Below are 21470 nucleotides of genomic sequence, written 5' to 3' on the forward strand. Positions count from 1 at the left end.
CTCAACCCGCCCACGAAGCCTTCAGCAGCTTCGTCAAATCTTTGCGTATCCATTTGGCTTCCTGCTCAAGCGGATACTGCATCATGATATTGCCTAGCGGATCAATGAAATATACCCGCTGCGCATCCAGTGTGTTCTGCCCGCCACCACTCAGCATGCGACCCAAGGCGGTTACCTGTGCAGACTCGCCATTGATAATCAACAGATCAGGGTACCGTTCACGAATCTTGCTGGTATCAGCCTGTTGTGTGATAAGCACGCGCTGCACACGGATCATGTCTTTATACAGCGATACATACACTTGTCTTAAGTCATGCAACCGCTGCATACAACGTGTATCGCATTCGCCTGCGATGAGGACAATATTCCATTTATCTTGCCAGAATGTTGGCATGGCCTGCTGTTGATCATTTACCCAATGCGTGCTGGAAGCCAGCGACACTGGCGGTTGAATCAACTGGCCATAACTTTTACCGCTAGGTCGCCAGTCAAACTTGATCATCGCGACGACTACCACCAATGGCACGGTAAAAAATACTGCCAACAATAGAAAAATCATGCGCCCTTTGCGCTGTTGGGCGGCATTTACTGAAACTTTTGACTGTGAATTTTCTTGCACTACCGGGCTACCTTTTTCCTGACCGTTTACTGCCGTTTTTCCAGCATTTGATACACACCAATCAGTATGCTTGCCAAAGCAAATCCAAACCATTGATAGGCATAACTTAAGTGTTTTTCGACCTGCCCGGCCGTGACATCCCAATGGCGGATAAATCCATCTTGCGCTACGTCAGGGTCCAGTTTGAGGATAGCATGCGGCACCAGTGGGTAAGGCAAATGTTTTTGTAAATATTCAAAATCTATCACTTGCTGTACTTTATTCCAATGCTCATCTGTATGGCCCAGTTGAAAGCCGGTTTTCTTTTGATGCCATAGCATCCCTGCCACAGTTTGCTCCCCTACAGTCGTCTTTATCACTGGCAATTGCTGGTGATCAGAAAATCCTGCTACCCACCCTCGATTCACCAAAATTACTGTCCGCTGATCACTGAGTAAAAACGGCGTTAACACGTGAAATCCAGCCTGCCCCTGCTCCACCTGATTATCCAGAAAGAAAGCATATGCTGGCAGGTAATGCCCGGAGAGTTTTACAGCTCGGGTATGTAAAGCTTCTATGCCATTCTCATCCAGCTTGCCATCAGTTACTAGCTCAACCATATTGAGTTTACCCTCAGCCAGGGCAAGGGTAATCGCCTGCTTTTGTTCGGCTTTGTGCCACTGCCACATGCCTAATTTCAAACAGCCAAAAACCATGAGCGCCACCACCATCATGACCACTGGCCGCAGCCTCAAAACATAAGATCCCAAAGGTATTTGCATTTTCTTACTTACAGCCCATAATGTGCCTTCACTATTTACTTACACTTAGCGCAGGATCACACCATGCTTATAAAAATTGCTACTGTCCTTGTACTGCTAGTCATCATCGGCAGTTTGTTTTCTGCCCTGGTTTTTTTATTGAAAGACAAGCGTGGCTCAGATCGTACGGTAAAGGCATTAACCATGCGTATTGGCCTGTCTATCGTCCTGTTTCTACTATTGATTCTTGCTGCACACTTCGGTTATATCGGCCATACGCTGTAATAAATCCGACTGTTAAAAAGGGCGCTCCTGGCGCCCTTTTTTGATGCTAGAGCATGTAGACGAAAATATACAAACCCAACCACACAACATCCACAAAGTGCCAGTACCAGGCAACGCCTTCAAAACCAAAATGATGTTCCGGTGTGAAGTGACCTTTCATACTGCGCAGTAAAATCACAATCAGCATCAATGTACCAATCGTCACATGGAAACCGTGAAAGCCGGTCAACATGAAAAAGGTTGCGCCATAAGCACCTGACTTCAGCGTCAAACCCATTTCAGTGTAGGCATGATGATACTCAGCTGCCTGACAGATCAGGAAAGTAATACCTAAAGCCACTGTTAATGCCAACCCCACAATCAGTTGCTTGCGATTGTTTTTAATCAAACCCCAGTGCGCCCAGGTAATGGTTGCGCCTGAGCTCAGTAAAAGCAGCGTGTTGATTAACGGCAAGCCACTCCAGGTCATCGGGTGAAAGTCTGGATTAGGTTTGAAAGTCTCACCCAGCACCACCCCGCCCGGGCCTTGTGTCGGCCAGGTACTCAGGAAATCTTTGTAGGGCGTGATATCCGGCGCATAGGAAGCAAGGTCAGGCACTGACAGTACCCGCATATAGAACAAGGCGCCAAAGAATGCTGCAAAAAAAGCGACCTCTGAGCAGATAAACACAATCATGCCAATACGGAAAGATTTGTCCTCCCACTTTTTGTACTGGCCTGTCAGGCTTTCAGTGACTACGTCGCTCAACCATTTGAACATCATGAACAGAATGATCGCCAGGCCTAGATACATCATGTATTTGCCGGGTGTCGCCAGAAAATCCAGGGAAGGATTCTTAAGTGAGCCATCACCACGGAGATCAGAGCCGGTGACATTAAACACAAACCCGCTGGCCATAGATAGCAGACCAACAGAAATCAGTGCAGGATAAATACTGCCGTGTGGTACGAAATAATGGTTATCTGAATGACTTGCCATGCCTAACTCCCAATCATTTGATTTTTATAATTTAAATCACAATCATTAATTTGAATCATTTGCTTGCCGGAAAGAATGAGTAGGATAAGGTGAGCTCATTCACTTCTGGCGGTAGATCAGTACTAATAAAAAACCTTAGCGGCAGCTGTTTTACCTGGCCGGGATTAAGCGATTGTTTTACAAAACAAAAACACTCAATCTTTTTCAAGTGAGCAGACGCCTTACCTGGTGTCACACTTGGAATAGCCTGCCCGGCAACTACTTCACTCGTTGTATTCTTTGCTTCAAACATCACTACGGTTACCTGGCCTGGATGGACCTTGATGCTACTTTGTTTGGCATAAAAATTCCAACCTAGCCCAGGCATCACGGAAGAAACGAACTGCACAGTCACTTCACGCGATAAATCTACTTTCTGCTTTGCCGCGGTTTGCGCAACATTGCTTGTTTTGCCATTCAGGCCAGTCACAGAACAAATCACGTCATACAAAGGCACCAGTGCAAATGCAAATACCAGCGCACCTGCGAGAATCCACGCCAACTTGAATGCCAACTTTTTGTTGGCTTCTGATTTATCCTGGTTCACCATGAGCTGGGTTCAACACTAGATATCTTCAAAAACTATTTCCACATGGTGAACATTGAGATTACGTACCATGCGATTGCCAGTCCAGCCAAAATCCAGGCAATCTTTTTATTGTTACTCTGCTTCGGTTTGCTCAAAATCTTTTTCCTGTCACTTTCATGCCTGCATGAGGTTTATCACTAGCCATCCATAGTTAAAATGGATGGCCGGTGATAACGATTACTTCACGACATGTTTATTTCACTACAGGTTGCTCAGTGAAACTGTGATATGGCGGTGGAGAAGGTAATGTCCACTCGAGACCAATCGCGCCTTCCCATACCTTGTCTGTCGCTTTTTGGCCGCCTCTGGCACAACTAATGATGTTGTAAACCAGCAGCAATTGTGACAAACCAAGGACGAACGCACCAATGGTAGAAATCATGTTGAATTCCGCAAATTGCAGTGCATAATCAGGGATACGACGTGGCATACCTGCCAGACCGACAAAGAACTGTGGAATAAAGGTGACATTGAATGAAATGGCCGTTAACCAGAAGTGCAATTTACCCAACTTCTCGTTATACATATGGCCAGTCATTTTTGGCAGCCAGTAATAGACGCCCGCCATGATGCCCATAATGCCACCTGCAAACAGTGTGTAGTGGAAGTGTGCAACCACAAAATAGCTATTGTGGTATTGCGCATCGGCTGCCACATCGGCCAGTACCAGACCAGTCAAACCACCTACACCAAACAGGATAATCCAGCCTACGCTAAACAGCATAGGCGTTTCAAACGTCATTGCACCTTTCCACATGGTGCGGATCCAGCAATAGAATAAAACGGCAAGCGGCAGAGAAATCGCCATGGTGCTATACATAAAGTACAGCAAGGCGGGCACTGGCATACCAGCTGTAAAGAAATGGTGCGCCCACACAACGACAGACAGAGCACCGATAGACCACAATGAATAAACTTGTGCTTTATAGCCATACATAGGTTTACGGCTGAATGTCTGCAAAATTTGTGGGATGAAACCCCAAACAGGCAACAGCAAAATATACACTTCAGGGTGACCAAAGAACCAGAATAAATGCTGGAACATGATCGGGTCACCACCACCGGCAGCATCAAAGAAATGGGTACCGAAATGGCGGTCTGTCAGCAACATGGTGACTGCACCAGCCAATACAGGAATCGTCGCAATCAGCAGGAAAGCAGTGATCAGCCAGCCCCATGCAAACAATGGCATTTTCATCAGGGTCATACCTGGCGCACGCATATTGAAAATGGTGACGATGATGTTGATAGAACCCAAAACTGAAGAAATACCCAGTAAGTGAACCGCGAAAATGGCGAAGTCTACGCCGATACCGCCTTGCACCGAAAGTGGTGGGTAGAAGGTCCAGCCGGTTGCCAATGCGCCATCACCAATACCGAATAATGCCAAGGTAAATGGCAGTGTCAGCAAGATGGCTGAAGGTGGCAGAATCCAGAAACCCCAGTTATTTAACCGCGGCAATGCCATATCCGGCGCGCCCAGTTGTAACGGCAACATCCAGTTGGCGAAGCCGGTAGCAGCAGGCATCAGCGCCGCGAAAATCATGATCAGCGCATGCACGCCAATCAGCTGGTTAAAGAATTCCGGATTCATCAATTGCAAACCCGGCTTGAACAGCTCGGCACGGATGCCAAGAATCATACAGCCACCGACCAGAAACATGACCAGTGAAAATGTCAGGTACATGGTACCGATATCTTTATGGTTGGTGGTCGTCAACCAACGCATAATGCCGGTTGGATGTTCCTCATGCTCGTCGTGATGTGCTACGGAGGTGGTACTCATCGTTGCTCTCCTAAAAATCTTACAAAGTTATTCGCGTGCTGCTTTGACTTGTGGTGGCTGCACCAGGGCATCCACCGACGCTGTATTACCCAGGGCATTACGCTCATAAGTAATCACAGCAGCAATTTCAGTGTCATTCAGGGTCGCTTTCCATGCAGGCATAACTCCTTTGCCGTTCAGTACGCGATCCAGATGACTGTCTTTTTGGTATTTACCATCGGCACCGAAAATCGGGCCTGTCGCAATCTTACTGCCTGTCAACGCCGGGAAGGCTGGTGGCAAACCTGCACCACTCACCTGGTGGCAAACCGCACAGTTTTTCTCGTAAACAGTTTTACCTTGTGCCAGCAACTCTTCTTTGGTTAACTCTTTGACATCACCAGCGGCTTTTTGCTCCGCCTGTTTTTTACCAGCCCAGGCAGCAAACTCTTCTTTGGAGACTGCATTGACGACAACAGGCATGTAGCCATGGCCCTTGCCGCATAGCTCTTTACATTGACCACGATAGACACCGGCTTTTTCGACCTGTACCCATGTTTCACGAATAAACCCAGGAACGGCCACACGTGAAGAACCGAATTGCGGCACCCACCAGTTGTGCAACACGTCAGAAGCAGTCATCAGAATACGGACTTTTTCACCCACAGGCAGCACCAGCGGATTGTCCACTTCGAGCAGATAGTTTTCGCCTTTATCTTCCTTGTTATGCAGCTGGCCGTCAGAAGTCGCCAGGTTGCTGACGAACTTGATTCCCTGAGCATCGCCATCGAGATACTCATATTGCCAGCGCCATTGTGAACCTGTGATTTTGATGACCATGGTGGACTGGTCACGCGTATCCTCCATCATCACCACACTGTGATAAGCCGGAATACCCATGATCACAAAGTCAATCAACAGCAGAATCGCAAACGGGATCAGCGTCCAGAAAATCTCCATCGTGGTAGATGGTGGTTTATCAACAACGGCTTTGTAACCCTTATCGTGACGATGTTTGACGATGGAATAAATCATGATTGCCAGTACCACCACAAAAATCACGGCGGTAATCAGCATGAATTTATTGTGTACATGCAGTGTATCCAGCGCCATCGGTGTGACCGGGTCTGGGAAATTGAAAGTGTAGTCAGCGCGTGCGCTTAATGAATAAAACAGTGCAAACGCACTAGCCCCAAGCTTCTTCATTCCTTGCATCTAATCTGCTCCAAAATCTAGTTATTTAGTTTTTTAGAAGTGTTCGTTTCAGATGCGATACCAGTTCAGCGCGTTGCGCGTTGTTCATGGTGTCGCGACCAAACTCAACTTCTTGATTACGGGACCCGATCCAAAGTGATGTTTTGCCATTCTCACTTTCCCTGAGCGTTATCCGGGTCCAATAGCGTTGAAAGCGGACGTGTTTTATTTTGCCTAAGACACTTTGCTCAATTTCAACATGATCCTCGACGATTGTGATTTTTTCGTAATCATCACTGTGCTTTAACACCCACACAAAAGCCAGAACCACTAACACTAATTCCAAACCAGCAAATGGCAATACCATCCAGGCACCGATATGCACAAAAGCCAGGGCGATCAGTCCAGTCAAAATGCCCAAACTCAGCAACAATCTGCAGACACTTTCAGCGGAAGCGGAAGCGTTTGGCTTTGCAATGCATTGCGTTTCGTATATGGATAACATGTTTGCCAACCCAGAACTGAATCTGTAGCAACTAAATTACGTTTAGTTACAAATTTGTTACACGTTGAACGGTAGCATAAGACGACCTCAGTGACAAGAAAAAAGAATTTTGCTGAGGATTTAAATGCAGTTTTTTATGAACAAGGCTAAATTAAGGGATGACGTAAACAAAGGCTTGCGAGCCAGTAGGGAGGCCTGAAAAATTAAAATAAATCAATGAGATGTGTCATGAATATTTCATTTATTCAACGTAGCTTTTCAATGACATTCACCATAGCTAAATATACAAAATATAATCAATCTGGCGAGATAATTTCATAGAAAATCTTAATATAAAACTGCGGTCACATCCTGATGCGCAGATCTGGACCATGTAAATATGTTTGCTAGCGTTACAACTCCAGCAAACAGTTACATAAAACATCTCATAAAGAGATCTGCGAATATAAAAAAGATGAATAGCGAATTATTGATCGTATTTATTTTGTACAAAAAAATCCCCTGTACTTACCGGAGGATATGGCAAGCACAGGGGTTGGAGAGCAGAACTATCGTTAATGAAAGTGAGGGATAGCCTTTCCGATAATCCTGCCGCATGACACTGTTGTCATTGTTTTTATTCCAATTTAAAAGACACTGGGATAGTGATCTTAAAAGTCTTCTTCCTGAGGCTATCTTTCACACCTAGCTGGCCGATGGCTTTTTTCACCATACGCAATGCTTCGTCATCCAGTGGCGCATGCTTGCTACTATCCGCCAGCGATACTTGCACCAGTTCCCCGCGCACAAACTGCGCCAGGATAGTCACTTCACCCTCGAGATGCCTGCGTATCGCGATTGTTGGATACTGTTTGCTCTTGTTCACCAGCGAGCGCAACTGATCGCCGTAATCACCCCAGGCATCATTGTCACTGGGTGTTAACTCATCCGACTCACTGCTGACTGGTGCACTGACTGCGGGTGCAGCACGCGATTCCTTCGCAGGTGACTCAGCAGGTACATGGCTGGGAGCATCACTTGTACTCACTGATGCTGGCGGACTCAACGTGGGCGCCGGCTCTGCTCGTGCAGGTAAAGCCTGCTCAGGTACCTGGTAACTCGCATCATTGCTGGCAGGTGCCGCGATAACCGATTTTTGGTTTTCGACTGGCGATGCTGTTTGCGGCTTGACAGTCGTCGGCGTTTTTTGTGGCTCAGGCGGAACCGAAGCAACCACTGCTGGCGCAACCTGCTGCTCACTAGGCTTGGAAGCCGGCATTTTCATGGTGAAGAATTCGATTTCCAGCCGATCCGGAATCCTGGGTAATTCAATATGCTTTAATGTGGGATAAATCGCGATGACTAGCGCATGCAGACTCAGTGACAGGATAACTGCCCGCCAAACCTTGGCCTGACTATCATCATCCATGTATACCAGGGCCGTCATGCTAGCTACTTTTCTTTGCAGAATCCGGTGACATCACAAAACTGAACTTGCTGATACCGGCACGCTGTATCGCCGCCAGCACTTTGGCGACAATGCCATATTCGGCATGCTCATCCGCATAGATCTCAACAGCCGGGTCTTGTTGCGCTTTTAGCGTGCCCAGGTTGCTGGTCAGGGTTTCCAATGCCAGTTTCTGCTGGTCGAGGAAGACATCACCCGCATCGGTAATGCTGATATGCGCGGTCTTGGGTACGGTAATGGCGACTTCAGCACTGGCTTTCGGTAGCTTTACTTTCACTGCGTTCATCAGTAAGGGTGCAGTAACGATAAACACGGTCAGTAATACCAGCATCACATCCACCAGTGGCGTGACGTTGATCTCGCTTACCAGGTCCTCCTGTTCTGCATCGCCAAGGATTGCCATGACTTAGCCTTCTACACCGGACTGGGTGAGTAAAGACTGGAAGCGGCTGGCGACTTGTTCCATATCGGCACGGTGTACTTTTTGCCTGCGCATAAAGTAGTTGTAGGCGAGTACTGCTGGTACAGCAGTCGCAATGCCAATCGCGGTGGCGATCAGCGCTTCGCCGATGGGGCCGGCAACCACATCCAGTCCGGCAGAGCCGGTGGCAGTGATGGTCTTGAGGGCGTTCATGATGCCCCAGACGGTGCCGAACAAACCTATGAAGGGCGCAGTCGAGCCGATGCTGGCCAGTACCGCAACACCACCATCCATGCGCTTATGTTCGAGGTAGGCTTGTTGCTTGAGCGAGAGCAGGATCACTTCCTGGCGTTCATTGCGGCGTAACACTGAATTGGCCATGACTTCATTCATTGCATTCATGCCGGCATTACACAGCCGGGCAAAGCTGCTTTCGCTTTGCGATATCAATTTAGGTAATTCATAGATGCTGCGCATCTGTTGCCATTCGGAGAGGAAATCCGTGGATTCACTTTGGGATTTGTACCAGGCCCAGCTTTTGATAATGATGATGGCCCACACCACCACCGAGAGCACGCCCAGCAAATACAGCACTAAATCTACGATGTCAGGTACCAGGTCCACGAAAACACTCCCCAAGAAAAATCAATGCATCAACATAAAACAACATGTCAGGAAAAAACCCCCACCAACATCGGGAATATTTCCTCTTCACGTCCCTACATATATACATCGCTGGGAGCGGAAAAAACCTCATGTTTTTAACTTATTTTTACATTTTAGCTGGGAAATAATATATTCATGTCATATTTTTACGCATTAACTGACTTTTAAAGTCTTGGGGGAAACTTAGATTAAAGTAATCATTAAAGATTTATAGCGGGTTTCTGCCGGAAATAGTTGGCGGCACATAGACAAAATACCATTCACCGTAATAACGCTTGTTGTTCAGGTGCTGTAGCTCTCCACGGTAGCCTTTGATTTTAAACGGCGGTTTATCCGACAGACTGTAAATGCCCATGATGCCGCCACTCGGCGCCTCGACAATGCCCCAGCCTTCGCGCTGGGTGATCGGGTCCAGATAGGGTTTTCGCAAATGCCGACGTGGCGTCGGAAAGCGTTCATCGCTGAGCAAGGCCTCAAACGTACGCGGAAAAGTTTTCACTACACCCGGCGTCTGGTTGTAATAGCGGCCAATGGCATCTCTGTATGCCAGCCCCACGTGGATCAACTCCTGTTCTCTTTCGCGCAAGACTTGTGTTTGCCAGCGCATGGCGGCTTGGGCCATCACCAGCCCGCTCAGCATCACCAGCATAAACATGCCGATCAGCACGAAACCTGAGCGTTGGCGCTTACCAATCGGCATAAGGCGTACCATCACCGGAAACCTGGTTGGATCCGCTATGCACATCAAATACGCTGCCCTGCTCGTCTATATTCGGCGGTAAAGTGATGACCCAGGTATCACTGCGCTCTGTCATCGGGTCAGGCGGAATCGCTTTCAGGTATTGCCGCTCAACCAGCTCTTCGAGTACCTCCGGATAACGGTTTTTATCGCTGTAGAATTTGTCGATGGCATCCCGCATGGTCAGCAAATCATGACGCAACGTGGTCTCTTTAGACCGCTGTAACATATGCATGAATTTTGGTGAGACGATGGTCAGCAACATCGCCAGGATAGCCAGTACCACCAGCATTTCAATCAGGGTAAATCCGCGTTTCATCTGCTACCACTCACTATAAGGTTGCTGGTTGATGCCAAGCGCACCGGAGCGGGATGAAACGTCGTATACATCCTTGGCCATTTCATCTAATTCGCCGTCATATGCACGTATGCGCCAGGTCTGCATATTACTGAGCGTTACATCCGCGGCAAATGGATCACGCGGAATCCGCCGAAGGAAAAACAGCTTTTTCTTTTTCGGATCCTGTGCATTTTCCACTCCGCTGACCAAGATTCTCAGGTTTGGCGGATAGCCACTGCCATCGGCAGTTTTCTTGATCAACCCTTGATCCACCGCATCTTTATAAGCATCTAGCGCATCACGGATTTGCCATAATGCGCGCTTAAGCTCGCGCTCTTTTTCGCGTTTGCTGTTCAACTGCACCACAGGGCTGGCGGAGGTCACCAGCAACGCAAGCAGCGCCAGCGTGACCAGCAATTCCACCAGCGTAAATCCATTTCTGCGATGTGGCACCAACATCATCATGCTTTGCACACGCTTATGGCTGCACAGTGCCAGTATCAGTGCTATTCATAATTTGTGCACCAAAGCCGCCATCACTGCGGGCATTACTGCTTTGCGTGGATTGCGGCGTCACTGCTTGTGGTGTGACAGGCTCTGCCGCTTGCACCGTACGGGCACCACCTGCACCCACCGGATTGGCAGTCGCCGCCACCCCGGACGGAATCAGGCTATACACCGCATTGGCAGGGCTGATGTTATGCATAATGCGCGGCGTAATCAGTAGCACGATTTCATTTTTGCGCTTGTCCTGGTTGCTGTTGCTGAACAGCTTGCCTATAAACGGCAGGTTACCAAGGCCTGGCACCCGGCGTTGTGTTTTCTGCTCATCATCGCGGAACAGCCCTGCCAGGATCTGCGTTTCGTTATTACGTAACTGCAAGGTGGTATTGGCGTTGCGGCTACCGATGGTATACGCAAGCACGCCGGTACTGGTCGTGACCTGGTCGGTAATGTTGCTGACTTCCATGGCGACCTTGATACTGACCTGGTCCTGCATCTGGATCACCGGCTCTACGTCGAGTTTGATACCCACCTCGATGTAGTTCACATTCTGGCTGACAAAGCCCTGGGCGCTGGCGACACTGGTCAATACCGGTATTTTATCGCCGACATGAATCTTGGCGCGATCACGGTTTTTCACACGTATCTTGGGGCTGGCCAGCAGGTTGGTGTCGGTATCCTGATGCAGCAGGTTTAACACAATAGCGGGATCACTGATGGTAAATACACCAAGGTTGCCGTTAAAGTTACGCAACTCTGACAGCGTCAGTTCGCCGCCTTGTGGCTGGGTGCCGCCATTCCCACGCGCATTGCCCTGTACGCCAACACCGATCTGGCTAGGGTACTGTATGCCCAGATTCTCCAGGTTGCGACGGTTGATTTCCATCACTTCCACTTCTAGCATCACTTCCGGCTCATTGAGGTCCTGAGAGGAAATCAGTTTCTCGGCGACCTTGATCCTGTCCATGGTGTCGCGGATCACCAGTGTATTGAGTTTTTCATCGATATAGATATCGCTGGCCCGCAATACGGTTTTCATCATATTCAGTGCACGCTTGGCATCCATATGCGTCAAATAGAAACTGCGCACAAACAGCTCCTCATATTGCGCTGCGCGTGAAATCGGGTAAATCAGCAGGGTGTTGTCATTGAGTACTTTCTTGCCTAGCTGGTGACTGCTAAGGATGACGTCCAGCGCCTGTTCGATCGGCGTATCGCGCAAAAATACGCTGACACGTATCCCTTCGTTTAACTCCTGGTCAAACGAAAAATTCAGGTTCCCGGCTTTACCCAGGTACTCGAATGCATTTTTAATCGGCGTATTTTTCAGTTCCAGCGTCACTTTCTTTTTCAGCGACGATTGCACAGGCCGCACGACACCGACACGCTCACTTTTTTTCTGTTCCAGTTGCTCGAACAGTTTGCGGCCTTCCACATGCGCAGGCTGCTCGGCCAGCACATTACGTAACAAGAATTCACCGCCGGCAAAATCTTCTGCCGCAATGGCGGTTTTGACCAATTCTATTTGTGCCGCATGTTTTTGCATCACTGCCACCTTATGCAAACCATCGCTGGCAGCACGATTGGTGGGTGAAACCTGCAACACCTGCTGGTAGATCACAGAGGCCGCTTCGTACTGTTGTGCATCCAGCAAACTGTCGGCCTGTTGCAGCTGTTTTTGCAGCTTTTTCTCTTGCAACAAAGCCAGCCAGTTCTTGTACTGCGGCTGTCGCGGATTCGCCTCTACCAGCGGTTGTAATAATTTGATCGCTTCATCATCCTGGCCACGCGCGGCATAAATGCGCGCTTGCTCGAGGGTGGCATCGCCGGGTGTAGCGGTGGGGAATACATTGCTACAACTGACCAACAGCACGGGACTCAACAACAGGAAAGGCCTGCTCGTTGCAAAAACCCGTTGCCAAAGATTTTTTTTGCTTTTTATTTGCTTATTCAAAACACCACCCCGTTATCCACCTTATCATCCAGCCTGATCTCGAAACGCTCAGCCGCATGTTGCAAAATGACTTTCTGTTGATCGAGAATTGCCACTTTCCAGCCTTCGGCAAAATGGTCGCCTTCATGTAAAACATACTGTTGCTGGCCGTCGGTCAAAAACACCGTCCAGCGCCCATCTTCCTGCAAACGGCCGGCATAGGTATACGGGCTCACCGGTACCGAAACGGCTTCCACGGCCGTATCCGCAGCCGGCATCACCATTGCACTGAATAAATTCACTCCGCTCGCATCATCGGCAACCACCACATCAGGTGGCACGATCGCAGGGTCATCAGCGAGCAGCACCGGCATCACTTGCGCCAAAGGCAGGCGACGTTGCACGCGCGGAGAGGCGGCAGTTACTGTATCTGCAGGCTGTTCAGCCTGTTCTACCCACCAGCAAGCCAGCAAGGTGAGTCCCAGCGCGCCCAGCATTAACCACCGCCGCATCATTCCGGTCTCCGCTTGCGGGTATACAAACTGAATTCAACATAAGCTTCTATCCCGCTTTGCATCACATCACTACGCTGCAGTTTGAATTGGCTCAACGCCAGGCTGGGGTAAGTCTGTAATACATTGCTCAGGAAGTGCCGCACTTGTGGATAATCGCCTTTCAGCGGCAGTTTGATACGCTGTATCTGCAAGCTGGAATGTTCAATCGGCAGGGATTGAAACTCAGCCCGCTCGAAAATCATGCCCATGGCATCCGCCTGGGCCAGGATCTCGCCGCTGATACGTTCAGCTTCATCTTCTGATGGCCACCGCTGCAGCGACTGGGCAGCCGTTGACAATGCATTAGCGGTTGCAGAGGTTGCAGGCACATTGGCCGGTATTGAAGCTACAGGCAGTTGTTGCAGCGCTTTTTGAAGCTGGTGTTGCCTGAAAAATGCATGCGCGATCAGCGCGGAAAATATCAACACCACGACCAGCAAAGCCGTGACCCAGCGGTGACCCAAGGGACCTTGCTGCCAGTGGAAAAGCAGGCGTTGTACAGGATGGTTCAAAACTGCCATCCCGCCTCCAGGTGCAAGGTTGTCATGATTAATCCGTTCACATCGGTTGATTCACTGGCATTCAATTTGACATCAGCCAGGCCTGCCTGCCGCTTGAGACGCTCGACCAGCGCCCAGCCTTGCTGACGATGCGGTGCCAGCACCGTCATGCGTATATGTTTTCGCTTGGCATCCGGTGCCAACTGCATCCAGTACAGCTGCGGCTGCTGTACTTTTTCCAGTGTATTCAACAGCGGAATCCATGGTGTCTGGATGTTCAGTTGAGCTTCGGCCAATTCTGCGGCGAGCGCCTGATGAGTGGCTAAAGATTGCGCGGTTATAGTTTTTGCCACTGGCGACGTAACGGCCTGACGCGCTGCCAACGCAAGCTTCAGAGCAGCATTCTCATCGGCCAGCCGGATGTAGAAAGCCAATAGCAGGCCTGACAGCGCTAGCAACCCCAGCCCAAGCAAGAGTGGGCCTGGCCCAGGCGCCTTGCCGTGCGCATGATTCAATACCAGCCGCCGCATTACACCAACCTCCTGCGTAATTGCTGGTGAAAAGCTTCACCTAACCAATGCACTGGCGCAACATCAATCAGTGAAAATGGCGCCAGGGATTTGGCGGTGACGCCGCTTAGTTGTGCCTGGGATAAAAATACCGGCAGCGCAGCGCGTTCGGAATGAATCACCTGTTCGCGCAGCAAAAACTGGCTCAGGCTTTCGCGCCAATGCGCATCCACCGGCAAGTAACTTATCTGTTGCCATTCCCCCTGCATCAGGCAGCCGATCGTCAGGCTGTTGGATTCGCGACTGATGAACCAACCATCCTCAGCAAGCTTTTGCTGACGTATTGTATGTAGCGCCTGGTTAGCAGACAGCATCCACGCCGGTGCAATCACGCCCGGCGTCAAATTGAATTCGGCAAACACTGTCTCTAACTGTTCCGTAAGTCCCGGAGGCACCGCATTGACTAATGTATTCTGCCCATAACCGCCTGCCTGTGAGCGCAGTTGCCAACCCTGCATTTCCAGGCCAAATGCCTGCTGCAGGCCATGGCTGTAATAAGCTTGTTTTTCAGCCTCGCTGCGAATTTCGGCTTGCCACGGCAGCACCAGCCAGCGCGTAAACTGGTTGGAAAGCACAATCACCACATGCCAGCGTTGCCCTTTAAACGGTGCAAGGTTGTCGCGTAGGGTTTGCCATAAAGCCTCCGGCGGTAATGTATCCTGAGGTTGTCCCGGCAGAGGAAACTGCTGATGGCTGATTAAAACGCGCGGCCTGCCCGACCACCATTGACGTTCAAACGTGAACAGTTCCAGCGCATCAAAAGTCACGACAATCCGCAACTCTGGCGCTGTAATTGCCTGCCACCAGCGGCAGCTATCAGCGTATCGGCAATCGGAACCGGGGTCAGGATAATGCTGTAACACGGTTAATCTCCTGCAGGGTGGTTTCGCCAGCCTGTACCAAAGCCATGCCAGCTTCACGCATGGAACGGGTGCCGGATTTGGCCGCCAGTGCCTTGATCTGGCTGATGGGTGCTTTCGCCACGATCAACTCGCGCATACCATCATCAAACAACAGCAATTCCGCAATGCCTTTACGCCCTTTATAGCCAGTGCCATGGCATTGGCCGCAGCCCTGGCCTTTTTTAAATTCGTAGTGAGTACTAGCCTTTGCATCCAGGCCGGACTTTGATAGCAATTCCTGATCCGGCTGATCATCTACTTTGCAAAACGGGCAGATCACCCGTATCAGGCGCTGCGCAAGAATAACGTTCACTGCCGACACAAAACTGTAGGCATCTACCCCCATATTGGTAAAACGGCCGATCACGTCAAACACGTTATTGGCATGCACGGTCGTGAGCACCAGATGCCCGGTCAGAGCCGACTGCACGGCAATTTGCGCGGTCTCGCCATCGCGGATTTCACCGACCATAATCTTGTCCGGGTCATGGCGCAAAATTGAGCGCAGGCCACGCGCAAAGGTGAGTCCTTTTTTCTCGTTGACCGGAATCTGCAATACGCCTGGCAGTTGATATTCCACCGGGTCTTCAATGGTGACTATCTTGTCCTGGCCGGTATTAATCTCGGAAATCATGCCGTATAAAGTGGTGGTTTTCCCGCTACCGGTGGGACCGGTCACCAGGAACATGCCATAAGGGGCTTCTGCCTGTGTGCGTATCTGGCTGAGCATGGCAGGTGCAAACCCGAGTACTTCCAGGCTGATGCCCTGCGCTTCACTCAGCGCTTTGCGGTCCAGCACCCTTAACACTGCATCTTCGCCAATCACGCTCGGCATGATGGATACCCGCAGATCGATTTCGCGCCCCAGCGCATGCACTTTACAACGGCCATCCTGCGGGATTCGGCGCTCGGCAATATCCAGTTCCGACATCACTTTGATCCTGGAGATCGCCTGCTCTGCCTGCATCACACCACTCAGGCCGCCGACTTCATTCAGCACGCCATCAATCCGGTATTTCACGCGCAAGCCATGTACGGTGGATTCCAGGTGAATATCGCTGGCACCTGCCTTTAAAGCATCATATAAAGTGGAGCGCACAAAACGCACCACCGGGCTGCTATCTTCGCTGATGGATTTGAGAGAAAGCTGTTCAACCGGCACCTCGTCTTCGTTAGCCAGCCCATCTTCGTTATGCATCTGGTCCAATGCACGCATCTGAGATTCGTGAAACTGCAAACAGGTAGCGATATCATTGCGATGTGCCAAACACCATTGCACTGGTAAGCGCACACTATTCTGCAAACGCAGTTGCAAGCTGTGATCAAAAGGATCTGCAATCACCAGCTTGACCTGCTGGACTTCATTGTCATCCTGACGTTGATCGCGCATCAACACTGCCTGCAAGGCAACCGCCTCGTTAAAACTCAAGCGGTCAAACAAGGGCTGCATGGCATTCAGGTCAAGTGCGCTCACTGGCGGGTAATGCATCAAGCGCGCGAGGGCCTGCACAAACGCATCAGGCAGTAATTCAGCCAACTCTTCCAGCACCTCGATCACAGGGCGCCCGCTCTGCGCAGCCAGCGTCCTGGCTTCAGACAACCTCTCGGCTGAAAGCGGCTGCGCCTCTGTTCCGGCCAAAGGTAAATCCTGCATATTCATTCAATAGCTCCTTTGGTGTTGGCTAGCCTCAATCGATGGCACCTTTGAATCAGGAGAGACGTCATTCAATCGCTCCCGCCAGCTCAAAAATCGGCATATACATCAATACCACCACCAGCCCGACAATCAGGCCGATGAGTACCATCAGCGCCGGCTCCAGCAACTTGCTCAGCCACTCGACGCGCCTTGCCGTATCTTCGTCATAAAATATGCCTATGCGGCCCAGCATTTCATCCAGCTGACCGGTACGTTCGCCGACACGCAACATACGGTTGGCGATAGAAGTAGTCAGGCCATGTGCTTCCATCGACGAGGATAATTGTTTGCCTTCACGCACTTCGCTTATGACCTTTTGCAGTACTTGCTGCAACTCTTGCGGTAGCAGAGACTGCACCATGCCCAGTGCCGTGAGCAAGGGAATTCCTCCCTGTAACAACATCCCCAGCGTGCGGTAAAAACGCGCCAGCTGATATATGCGTAATGCTTCGCCGAGGCTGGGAATACTCCACACGCGCTGCATAACCCATATTTTGCTGGCCGGGCGCGAAAATATCAGCCATAGCAACACGCTGATGCCTATGGTGCCCATGAATACCAGTTCACCATGCCCTTGCAGCAACTGCCCCCAGCGCAATAGCATACGGCTGGCCCAAGGCAGGTTATCGCCTCCACTTTCATAAATGGTGCTGAAACGCGGCACCACATAGCCGAGCAAAAACAACACCACCATCCCGCCAACCACAATCAGCAGTACCGGGTAGATAGACGCAGAAATGATTTTTTTACGGATGGCTTCTACTTGCGCCTGGTAAGCCACATGCCGCCGCAACGCCTGCGCCATATCGCCGGTGCGCTCACTTGCACGGATCAACGCCACGTACAGCGCACTGAACACTTCCGGCTGTAACGCCAGCGCCTGCGACAACGGCAGGCCCTCATATAAAGAAGTACTGAGACGGGTCAGCACATAGCGTGACTGGTCATGCTGTTCTTTCTCGGCCAGGCCTTCGATTGCTTCAATCAGGCTGAGGCCAGACTCAAGCAAAGCCAGCAACTCCTGGCTGAACAAGCTCAGGTTAAAACTCTGCTTGTTGAATGGCCATTTCGGTAACCAGCCAGCAGCATCCGCCTGGCGAACCTGCAAAATGCCGTAGCCTTGTGACTGGGCCTGCTGACGTGCAGACTGCTGGTCCGGCGCGTCCAGTGACAGCCAGCTGACCTGTGTCCCTTGCATGACTTTTAGCTCAAATTTCATGCCTGTTTAATTCCCTCAACCACACCCTATGATTCGCTATCGCTGCACAATAATTCCGGCAGGATCAGCGATGACCCGAACGCTTATGCCAAACCTGAACGCTTACCAGTTGCCGACATCACTATCTGCATCCTGGCCGCCGGTGACGCCATCACTGCCCAGGCTCCATACGTCATAGTCACCATGCTCACCAGGATAGCGGTATTGATATTGCCTTCCCCACGGGTCAGCCGGTACGCCTTTGGCAAGATAAGGGCCCTGCCATTTGGGCTCGTTGTCTGGGTTACGATTCAGCGCTGCCAGGCCTTGCTCACTGGTGGGGTAATGCCCGACATCCAGGCGATAGGTATCCAGCGCGCGCGACAGCGCTTCAATTTGCGCCTTGGCTGTTTTGGTTTCCGACTTGCCGATCTGCGCAAAATACTTGGGACCGACATAGCCTGCCAGCAAACCGATAATCACCATCACCACCAGCAACTCCAGCAAGGTAAAGCCTGATTGTTTAATTGTTTTCAACATATTTCCCCTTCTATGAATGCATTATTTCTTAGCGACAAATAGCTGGCTGACACGGCTTAATGCATCCAGCGTCAGCAAACCACTGCTGAATTGCAGGTTCACCCAGTCACTGATCAGGCTGTAATAAGCCTTGGTCAGCGACAACTGGTTAGTAAATAATTTTTGCTGCGCATCCAGCACTTCATGGTTGGTTTTAAACCCGGCCTGGAAACCTTTCTGCGTGCCATCCAAAGCTACTTTCGCAGATTGCACCGCCTGCTGGTAAGCGGTGATGGATTGCTGTTGCGCGATCAGGTTCTGGTAATATTTGCGCACATTGAATTCGATCTCGCGCGACTTGGCAGTCATGGTTTCTTCACTCGCGGTGAGGCGGCTGGCACTCTGGCGCACATTGGCATTGACATAACCGCCGGCAAACAGCGGCACATTCATCTGCAGGGCGATAGTGGAAGTATCAAAGCGGGAACCCAGCGTATTGTTGCTATCGTTCTGGCTGTAAGAGCGAACGCCAACCAGGTCCAGCGTTGGATAATGTCCGGCCTGTTTCTTTTCAACATCTTTTCGGGCGACATCTATATCCAGCGTCGCAGCTAACAATTCCGGGTGATGCTGTCGCGCGGTGTCTATCCAGTGTTCCACGCTGTATTCAGAAGCAGTCAAGGTATTCAAACCACCTACCAGCAATTCAGCCGACAGCGCATGCGTCGCCCCTGTCAGTATCTGCATACTTTGCTGATTGGAAAGTAAATCGTTGGCCGCCTGGATTTTCTCGACCTTGGCAATATCCAGATTGGATTGCGCTTCGTTGACTTCGACAATGGTGCCGCTGCCACGCTGATAGCGCTGCTCCGCCTGACGCAGTTGCTGGCCGACCGCATCCAGTTTGTTTTGCTGCAAATTCACGCGGTCCTGTGCATACAGCGTTTCCAGGTATACCGACACCAGCTTGAGGATCAGCTTGGCATTTTCCTGTTCAAGCAATGATTCCTGTGCGCTGACATACGACTTGGCGCCGCCATAAATGGCAAAGGTTTCTTTGTTGTACAAAGGCTGGCGGACGGTGAGGCTGTAATTTTCCAGCTCATAATTCAGCTCAGAATTCAACGCGCCTATACTGGTCTGCGTGGTGCGGTCAGTATTGCCGCGGCCGCGCATCAACCCGAGTTGCACTTTGGGGTAAAACAGCGCTTTTGCCTTAGTCAGTTCTTCACGCTCGGCTTCGGTATTGGCGAGTGCTGCACGGAAATCCGCATTATGCATCGCAGCCAATTGATACAAACCATTGAGGTCATCTTGCGAATGTGCAGGCAGACAGCACAGATACAAACTCCAGACAGCTAAAGCTTTTAATGCATACTTCTTAGGCATTATTCTTCCTTCATCGAAGCAGCCAACCGCTTGCTCAACGGATGCATCCAGTAGTCCCACAACGTGCGTTCACCAGTTTTAATGACGACCTGTACCGGCATACCCGGTTGTAACTGGCGACCTTGCAAGGCTTTGGTGCCTTTTTCTGTCAAGACTATCCGGGCTAGGTAATAGCTTTGGCTGCCTTCAGCCGTCGCCGCAGGTTTGCTCAGTAAATCTTTTGATACTGATTTCAACTTGCCTTCCGCCAGCAATTGCGGGCTGTTGGCAAAGGTGGAGAAGCGCACATCCGCTGCCTGTCCGGTATGGATCTTGTCGATTAAATGCGGGGGAATCTGCGCATCGACAATCAGCGATTCACCGGACGGCACAATATCCATGAGCTTCTGCCCTGGCTGAATGATGGCGCCCAAGGTATGCACCTGCAAACCCACCACCTGACCCGATGCCGGCGAACGGATTTCGGTACGACCCAACTCATCGCGCAACGCCAGTACTTTTTGCGCATCGGCTTCTACCTGCAATTTCACCTGCGCCATCTCGGCATCCATCTCTTTGCGCTCTAACTGGTTGCGCTGGTTGATCTGCTGTTGCAGTTCCATGATCGCCCGTTGCGCGCGGATAATATTCGCTTGCGTATTGGCGCGTTCACCGTGCAAAGCCGCCACACGCTGTTCAAGGTCATTCTGCTGGTTGCGTGGCGCATAGCCTTCGGCCGTCAGCCCGCGCACACCCTGCAACTGGTCTTCAAGCAAAGTGAGTTGTGATTCGTGGCTGGAAAGCATGCCTTTATATCCCTGCACCATGGCTTCGTAACCAGCAATAGATTCCCGTTTACCGGCAATATCGGCGGCTAAAGCTGACGTCCGCGCTGCCAGCAATTGGGACTGGTTACGCATTTGTTGCTGTATCAATGGATCGTTCTGTTGCTTCAGCAAATCCGGATGGAACTCAATCACACTGTGATGCAATTGCTCGGCACGCAGACGGTCTTCCTGCGCACGCAAGCCCGCATAGCGTTGGCGCACTTCTTCATACCTCGCTTTGCTGGCCATATCATCCAGCTTGAATAACAGGTCGCCGGCTTTCACTTCCTGGCCTTCGTGCACCAGCAAGGCACTGACGATACCGCCGGTAAAATGCTGCACCACTTTGTGGTTGCTCTCGATGCTGATCTGCCCTTCAGTCGGCACCCCTTCATCGAGCGGTGCATATGCTGCCCAGGCCACGAAACCAATGATGCCAGCAAGCAATATCAGCGCCCCTTTCCGGGTGTGGCCTGTATGTTGAGCATAGCTTTCAATCGCATGCACATTATCGGGAACAACGGTGGCCATGGTTACAGACATAGGGTTTCCGGCAGGTAATTAGGGTTTAA

24 protein-coding genes are annotated in these 21470 nt (G+C 50.6%); 1 reads left to right on the forward strand and 23 read right to left on the reverse strand.

Annotation, left to right across the window (positions count from 1 at the left end; all coding sequences use genetic code 11):
- Position 1: 1 nt before the first annotated feature.
- Positions 2-619 carry a hypothetical protein gene (locus LPA26_RS11270; protein WP_055827712.1) on the reverse strand — a complete coding sequence of 206 codons (618 nt, stop codon included), beginning with the start codon at positions 617-619 and terminating at the stop codon, positions 2-4.
- A gap of 26 nt (positions 620-645) precedes the next feature.
- The gene (locus LPA26_RS11275) at positions 646-1380 is read right to left on the reverse strand and encodes an SURF1 family protein (protein WP_229008423.1); all 735 of its coding nucleotides are present in this window, start codon (positions 1378-1380) and stop codon (positions 646-648) included.
- A gap of 63 nt (positions 1381-1443) precedes the next feature.
- Between LPA26_RS11275 and LPA26_RS11280 the strand changes: the two genes are divergently transcribed.
- On the forward strand, positions 1444-1644 hold the full coding sequence (locus LPA26_RS11280; RefSeq protein ID WP_055827717.1) for a twin transmembrane helix small protein: 201 nt from the start codon (positions 1444-1446) through the stop codon (positions 1642-1644).
- Positions 1645-1690: 46 nt separating this feature from the next.
- Here LPA26_RS11280 and LPA26_RS11285 read toward each other — a convergent pair whose 3' ends face one another.
- The 21 genes from LPA26_RS11285 to LPA26_RS11385 form a co-directional block, all read right to left on the reverse strand.
- Entirely contained in the window at positions 1691-2623 is a 933-nt protein-coding gene (locus tag LPA26_RS11285) for a cytochrome c oxidase subunit 3 (protein WP_055827720.1), read from the reverse strand.
- 55 nt (positions 2624-2678) lie between these two features.
- The gene (locus tag LPA26_RS11290; RefSeq protein ID WP_055870208.1) at positions 2679-3212 is read right to left on the reverse strand and encodes a cytochrome c oxidase assembly protein; all 534 of its coding nucleotides are present in this window, start codon (positions 3210-3212) and stop codon (positions 2679-2681) included.
- Between the two features lie 232 nt (positions 3213-3444).
- On the reverse strand, positions 3445-5037 hold the full coding sequence (gene ctaD / locus LPA26_RS11295) for a cytochrome c oxidase subunit I (RefSeq protein ID WP_055827726.1): 1593 nt from the start codon (positions 5035-5037) through the stop codon (positions 3445-3447).
- Positions 5038-5064: 27 nt separating this feature from the next.
- A complete protein-coding gene (coxB, locus tag LPA26_RS11300; RefSeq protein WP_055870205.1) occupies positions 5065-6231 on the reverse strand; it encodes a cytochrome c oxidase subunit II in 1167 nt (388 codons plus the stop codon).
- A gap of 25 nt (positions 6232-6256) precedes the next feature.
- Positions 6257-6715 carry a DUF2244 domain-containing protein gene (locus LPA26_RS11305; RefSeq protein ID WP_082488039.1) on the reverse strand — a complete coding sequence of 153 codons (459 nt, stop codon included), beginning with the start codon at positions 6713-6715 and terminating at the stop codon, positions 6257-6259.
- Between the two features lie 616 nt (positions 6716-7331).
- Positions 7332-8141 (reverse strand): TonB family protein, encoded by an 810-nt coding sequence (locus LPA26_RS11310; protein WP_229008424.1) that lies wholly within the window; start codon positions 8139-8141, stop codon positions 7332-7334.
- A gap of 1 nt (position 8142) precedes the next feature.
- Complete coding sequence (locus LPA26_RS11315) at positions 8143-8565, reverse strand: biopolymer transporter ExbD (protein WP_229008425.1); 423 nt, start codon at positions 8563-8565, stop codon at positions 8143-8145.
- A gap of 3 nt (positions 8566-8568) precedes the next feature.
- Positions 8569-9207: a MotA/TolQ/ExbB proton channel family protein gene (locus LPA26_RS11320; protein WP_156376541.1), complete on the reverse strand. Its 639-nt coding sequence runs from the start codon at positions 9205-9207 to the stop codon at positions 8569-8571.
- A 250-nt stretch (positions 9208-9457) separates the two neighbouring features.
- Entirely contained in the window at positions 9458-9961 is a 504-nt protein-coding gene (locus LPA26_RS11325; RefSeq protein WP_229008426.1) for a type II secretion system protein, read from the reverse strand.
- Positions 9936-10307 carry a type II secretion system protein gene (locus LPA26_RS11330; protein ID WP_229008427.1) on the reverse strand — a complete coding sequence of 124 codons (372 nt, stop codon included), beginning with the start codon at positions 10305-10307 and terminating at the stop codon, positions 9936-9938. The genes LPA26_RS11325 and LPA26_RS11330 overlap by 26 nt, the downstream gene beginning before the upstream one ends.
- A gap of 3 nt (positions 10308-10310) precedes the next feature.
- Complete coding sequence (locus tag LPA26_RS11335) at positions 10311-10790, reverse strand: prepilin-type N-terminal cleavage/methylation domain-containing protein (protein WP_370634379.1); 480 nt, start codon at positions 10788-10790, stop codon at positions 10311-10313.
- 16 nt (positions 10791-10806) lie between these two features.
- Entirely contained in the window at positions 10807-12717 is a 1911-nt protein-coding gene (locus LPA26_RS11340; protein ID WP_229008429.1) for a type II and III secretion system protein, read from the reverse strand.
- Positions 12718-12782: 65 nt separating this feature from the next.
- The gene (locus LPA26_RS11345; RefSeq protein ID WP_229008430.1) at positions 12783-13280 is read right to left on the reverse strand and encodes a hypothetical protein; all 498 of its coding nucleotides are present in this window, start codon (positions 13278-13280) and stop codon (positions 12783-12785) included.
- Positions 13277-13840: a hypothetical protein gene (locus tag LPA26_RS11350; RefSeq protein WP_229008431.1), complete on the reverse strand. Its 564-nt coding sequence runs from the start codon at positions 13838-13840 to the stop codon at positions 13277-13279. Before LPA26_RS11350 ends, LPA26_RS11345 begins: the two co-directional genes overlap by 4 nt.
- Positions 13828-14349: a hypothetical protein gene (locus tag LPA26_RS11355; protein WP_229008432.1), complete on the reverse strand. Its 522-nt coding sequence runs from the start codon at positions 14347-14349 to the stop codon at positions 13828-13830. The genes LPA26_RS11350 and LPA26_RS11355 overlap by 13 nt, the downstream gene beginning before the upstream one ends.
- Entirely contained in the window at positions 14349-15251 is a 903-nt protein-coding gene (locus LPA26_RS11360; RefSeq protein ID WP_229008433.1) for a hypothetical protein, read from the reverse strand. The genes LPA26_RS11355 and LPA26_RS11360 overlap by 1 nt, the downstream gene beginning before the upstream one ends.
- The gene (locus LPA26_RS11365) at positions 15232-16950 is read right to left on the reverse strand and encodes a GspE/PulE family protein (protein WP_229008434.1); all 1719 of its coding nucleotides are present in this window, start codon (positions 16948-16950) and stop codon (positions 15232-15234) included. Before LPA26_RS11365 ends, LPA26_RS11360 begins: the two co-directional genes overlap by 20 nt.
- 61 nt (positions 16951-17011) lie before the next feature.
- Positions 17012-18205, reverse strand: coding sequence for a type II secretion system F family protein (locus LPA26_RS11370; RefSeq protein WP_229008435.1), 1194 nt, complete (start codon positions 18203-18205; stop codon positions 17012-17014).
- 102 nt (positions 18206-18307) lie between these two features.
- The gene (gene gspG / locus LPA26_RS11375) at positions 18308-18724 is read right to left on the reverse strand and encodes a type II secretion system major pseudopilin GspG (RefSeq protein WP_055870172.1); all 417 of its coding nucleotides are present in this window, start codon (positions 18722-18724) and stop codon (positions 18308-18310) included.
- A 21-nt stretch (positions 18725-18745) separates the two neighbouring features.
- Complete coding sequence (locus tag LPA26_RS11380; protein WP_229008436.1) at positions 18746-20092, reverse strand: TolC family outer membrane protein; 1347 nt, start codon at positions 20090-20092, stop codon at positions 18746-18748.
- Positions 20092-21441, reverse strand: coding sequence for an HlyD family type I secretion periplasmic adaptor subunit (locus tag LPA26_RS11385; protein ID WP_229008437.1), 1350 nt, complete (start codon positions 21439-21441; stop codon positions 20092-20094). The genes LPA26_RS11380 and LPA26_RS11385 overlap by 1 nt, the downstream gene beginning before the upstream one ends.
- Between the last annotated feature and the right edge of the window lie 29 nt (positions 21442-21470).

The sequence above is a fragment of the Methylophilus sp. Leaf408 genome, from assembly GCF_916856905.1.
GTDB lineage: Bacteria > Pseudomonadota > Gammaproteobacteria > Burkholderiales > Methylophilaceae > Methylophilus.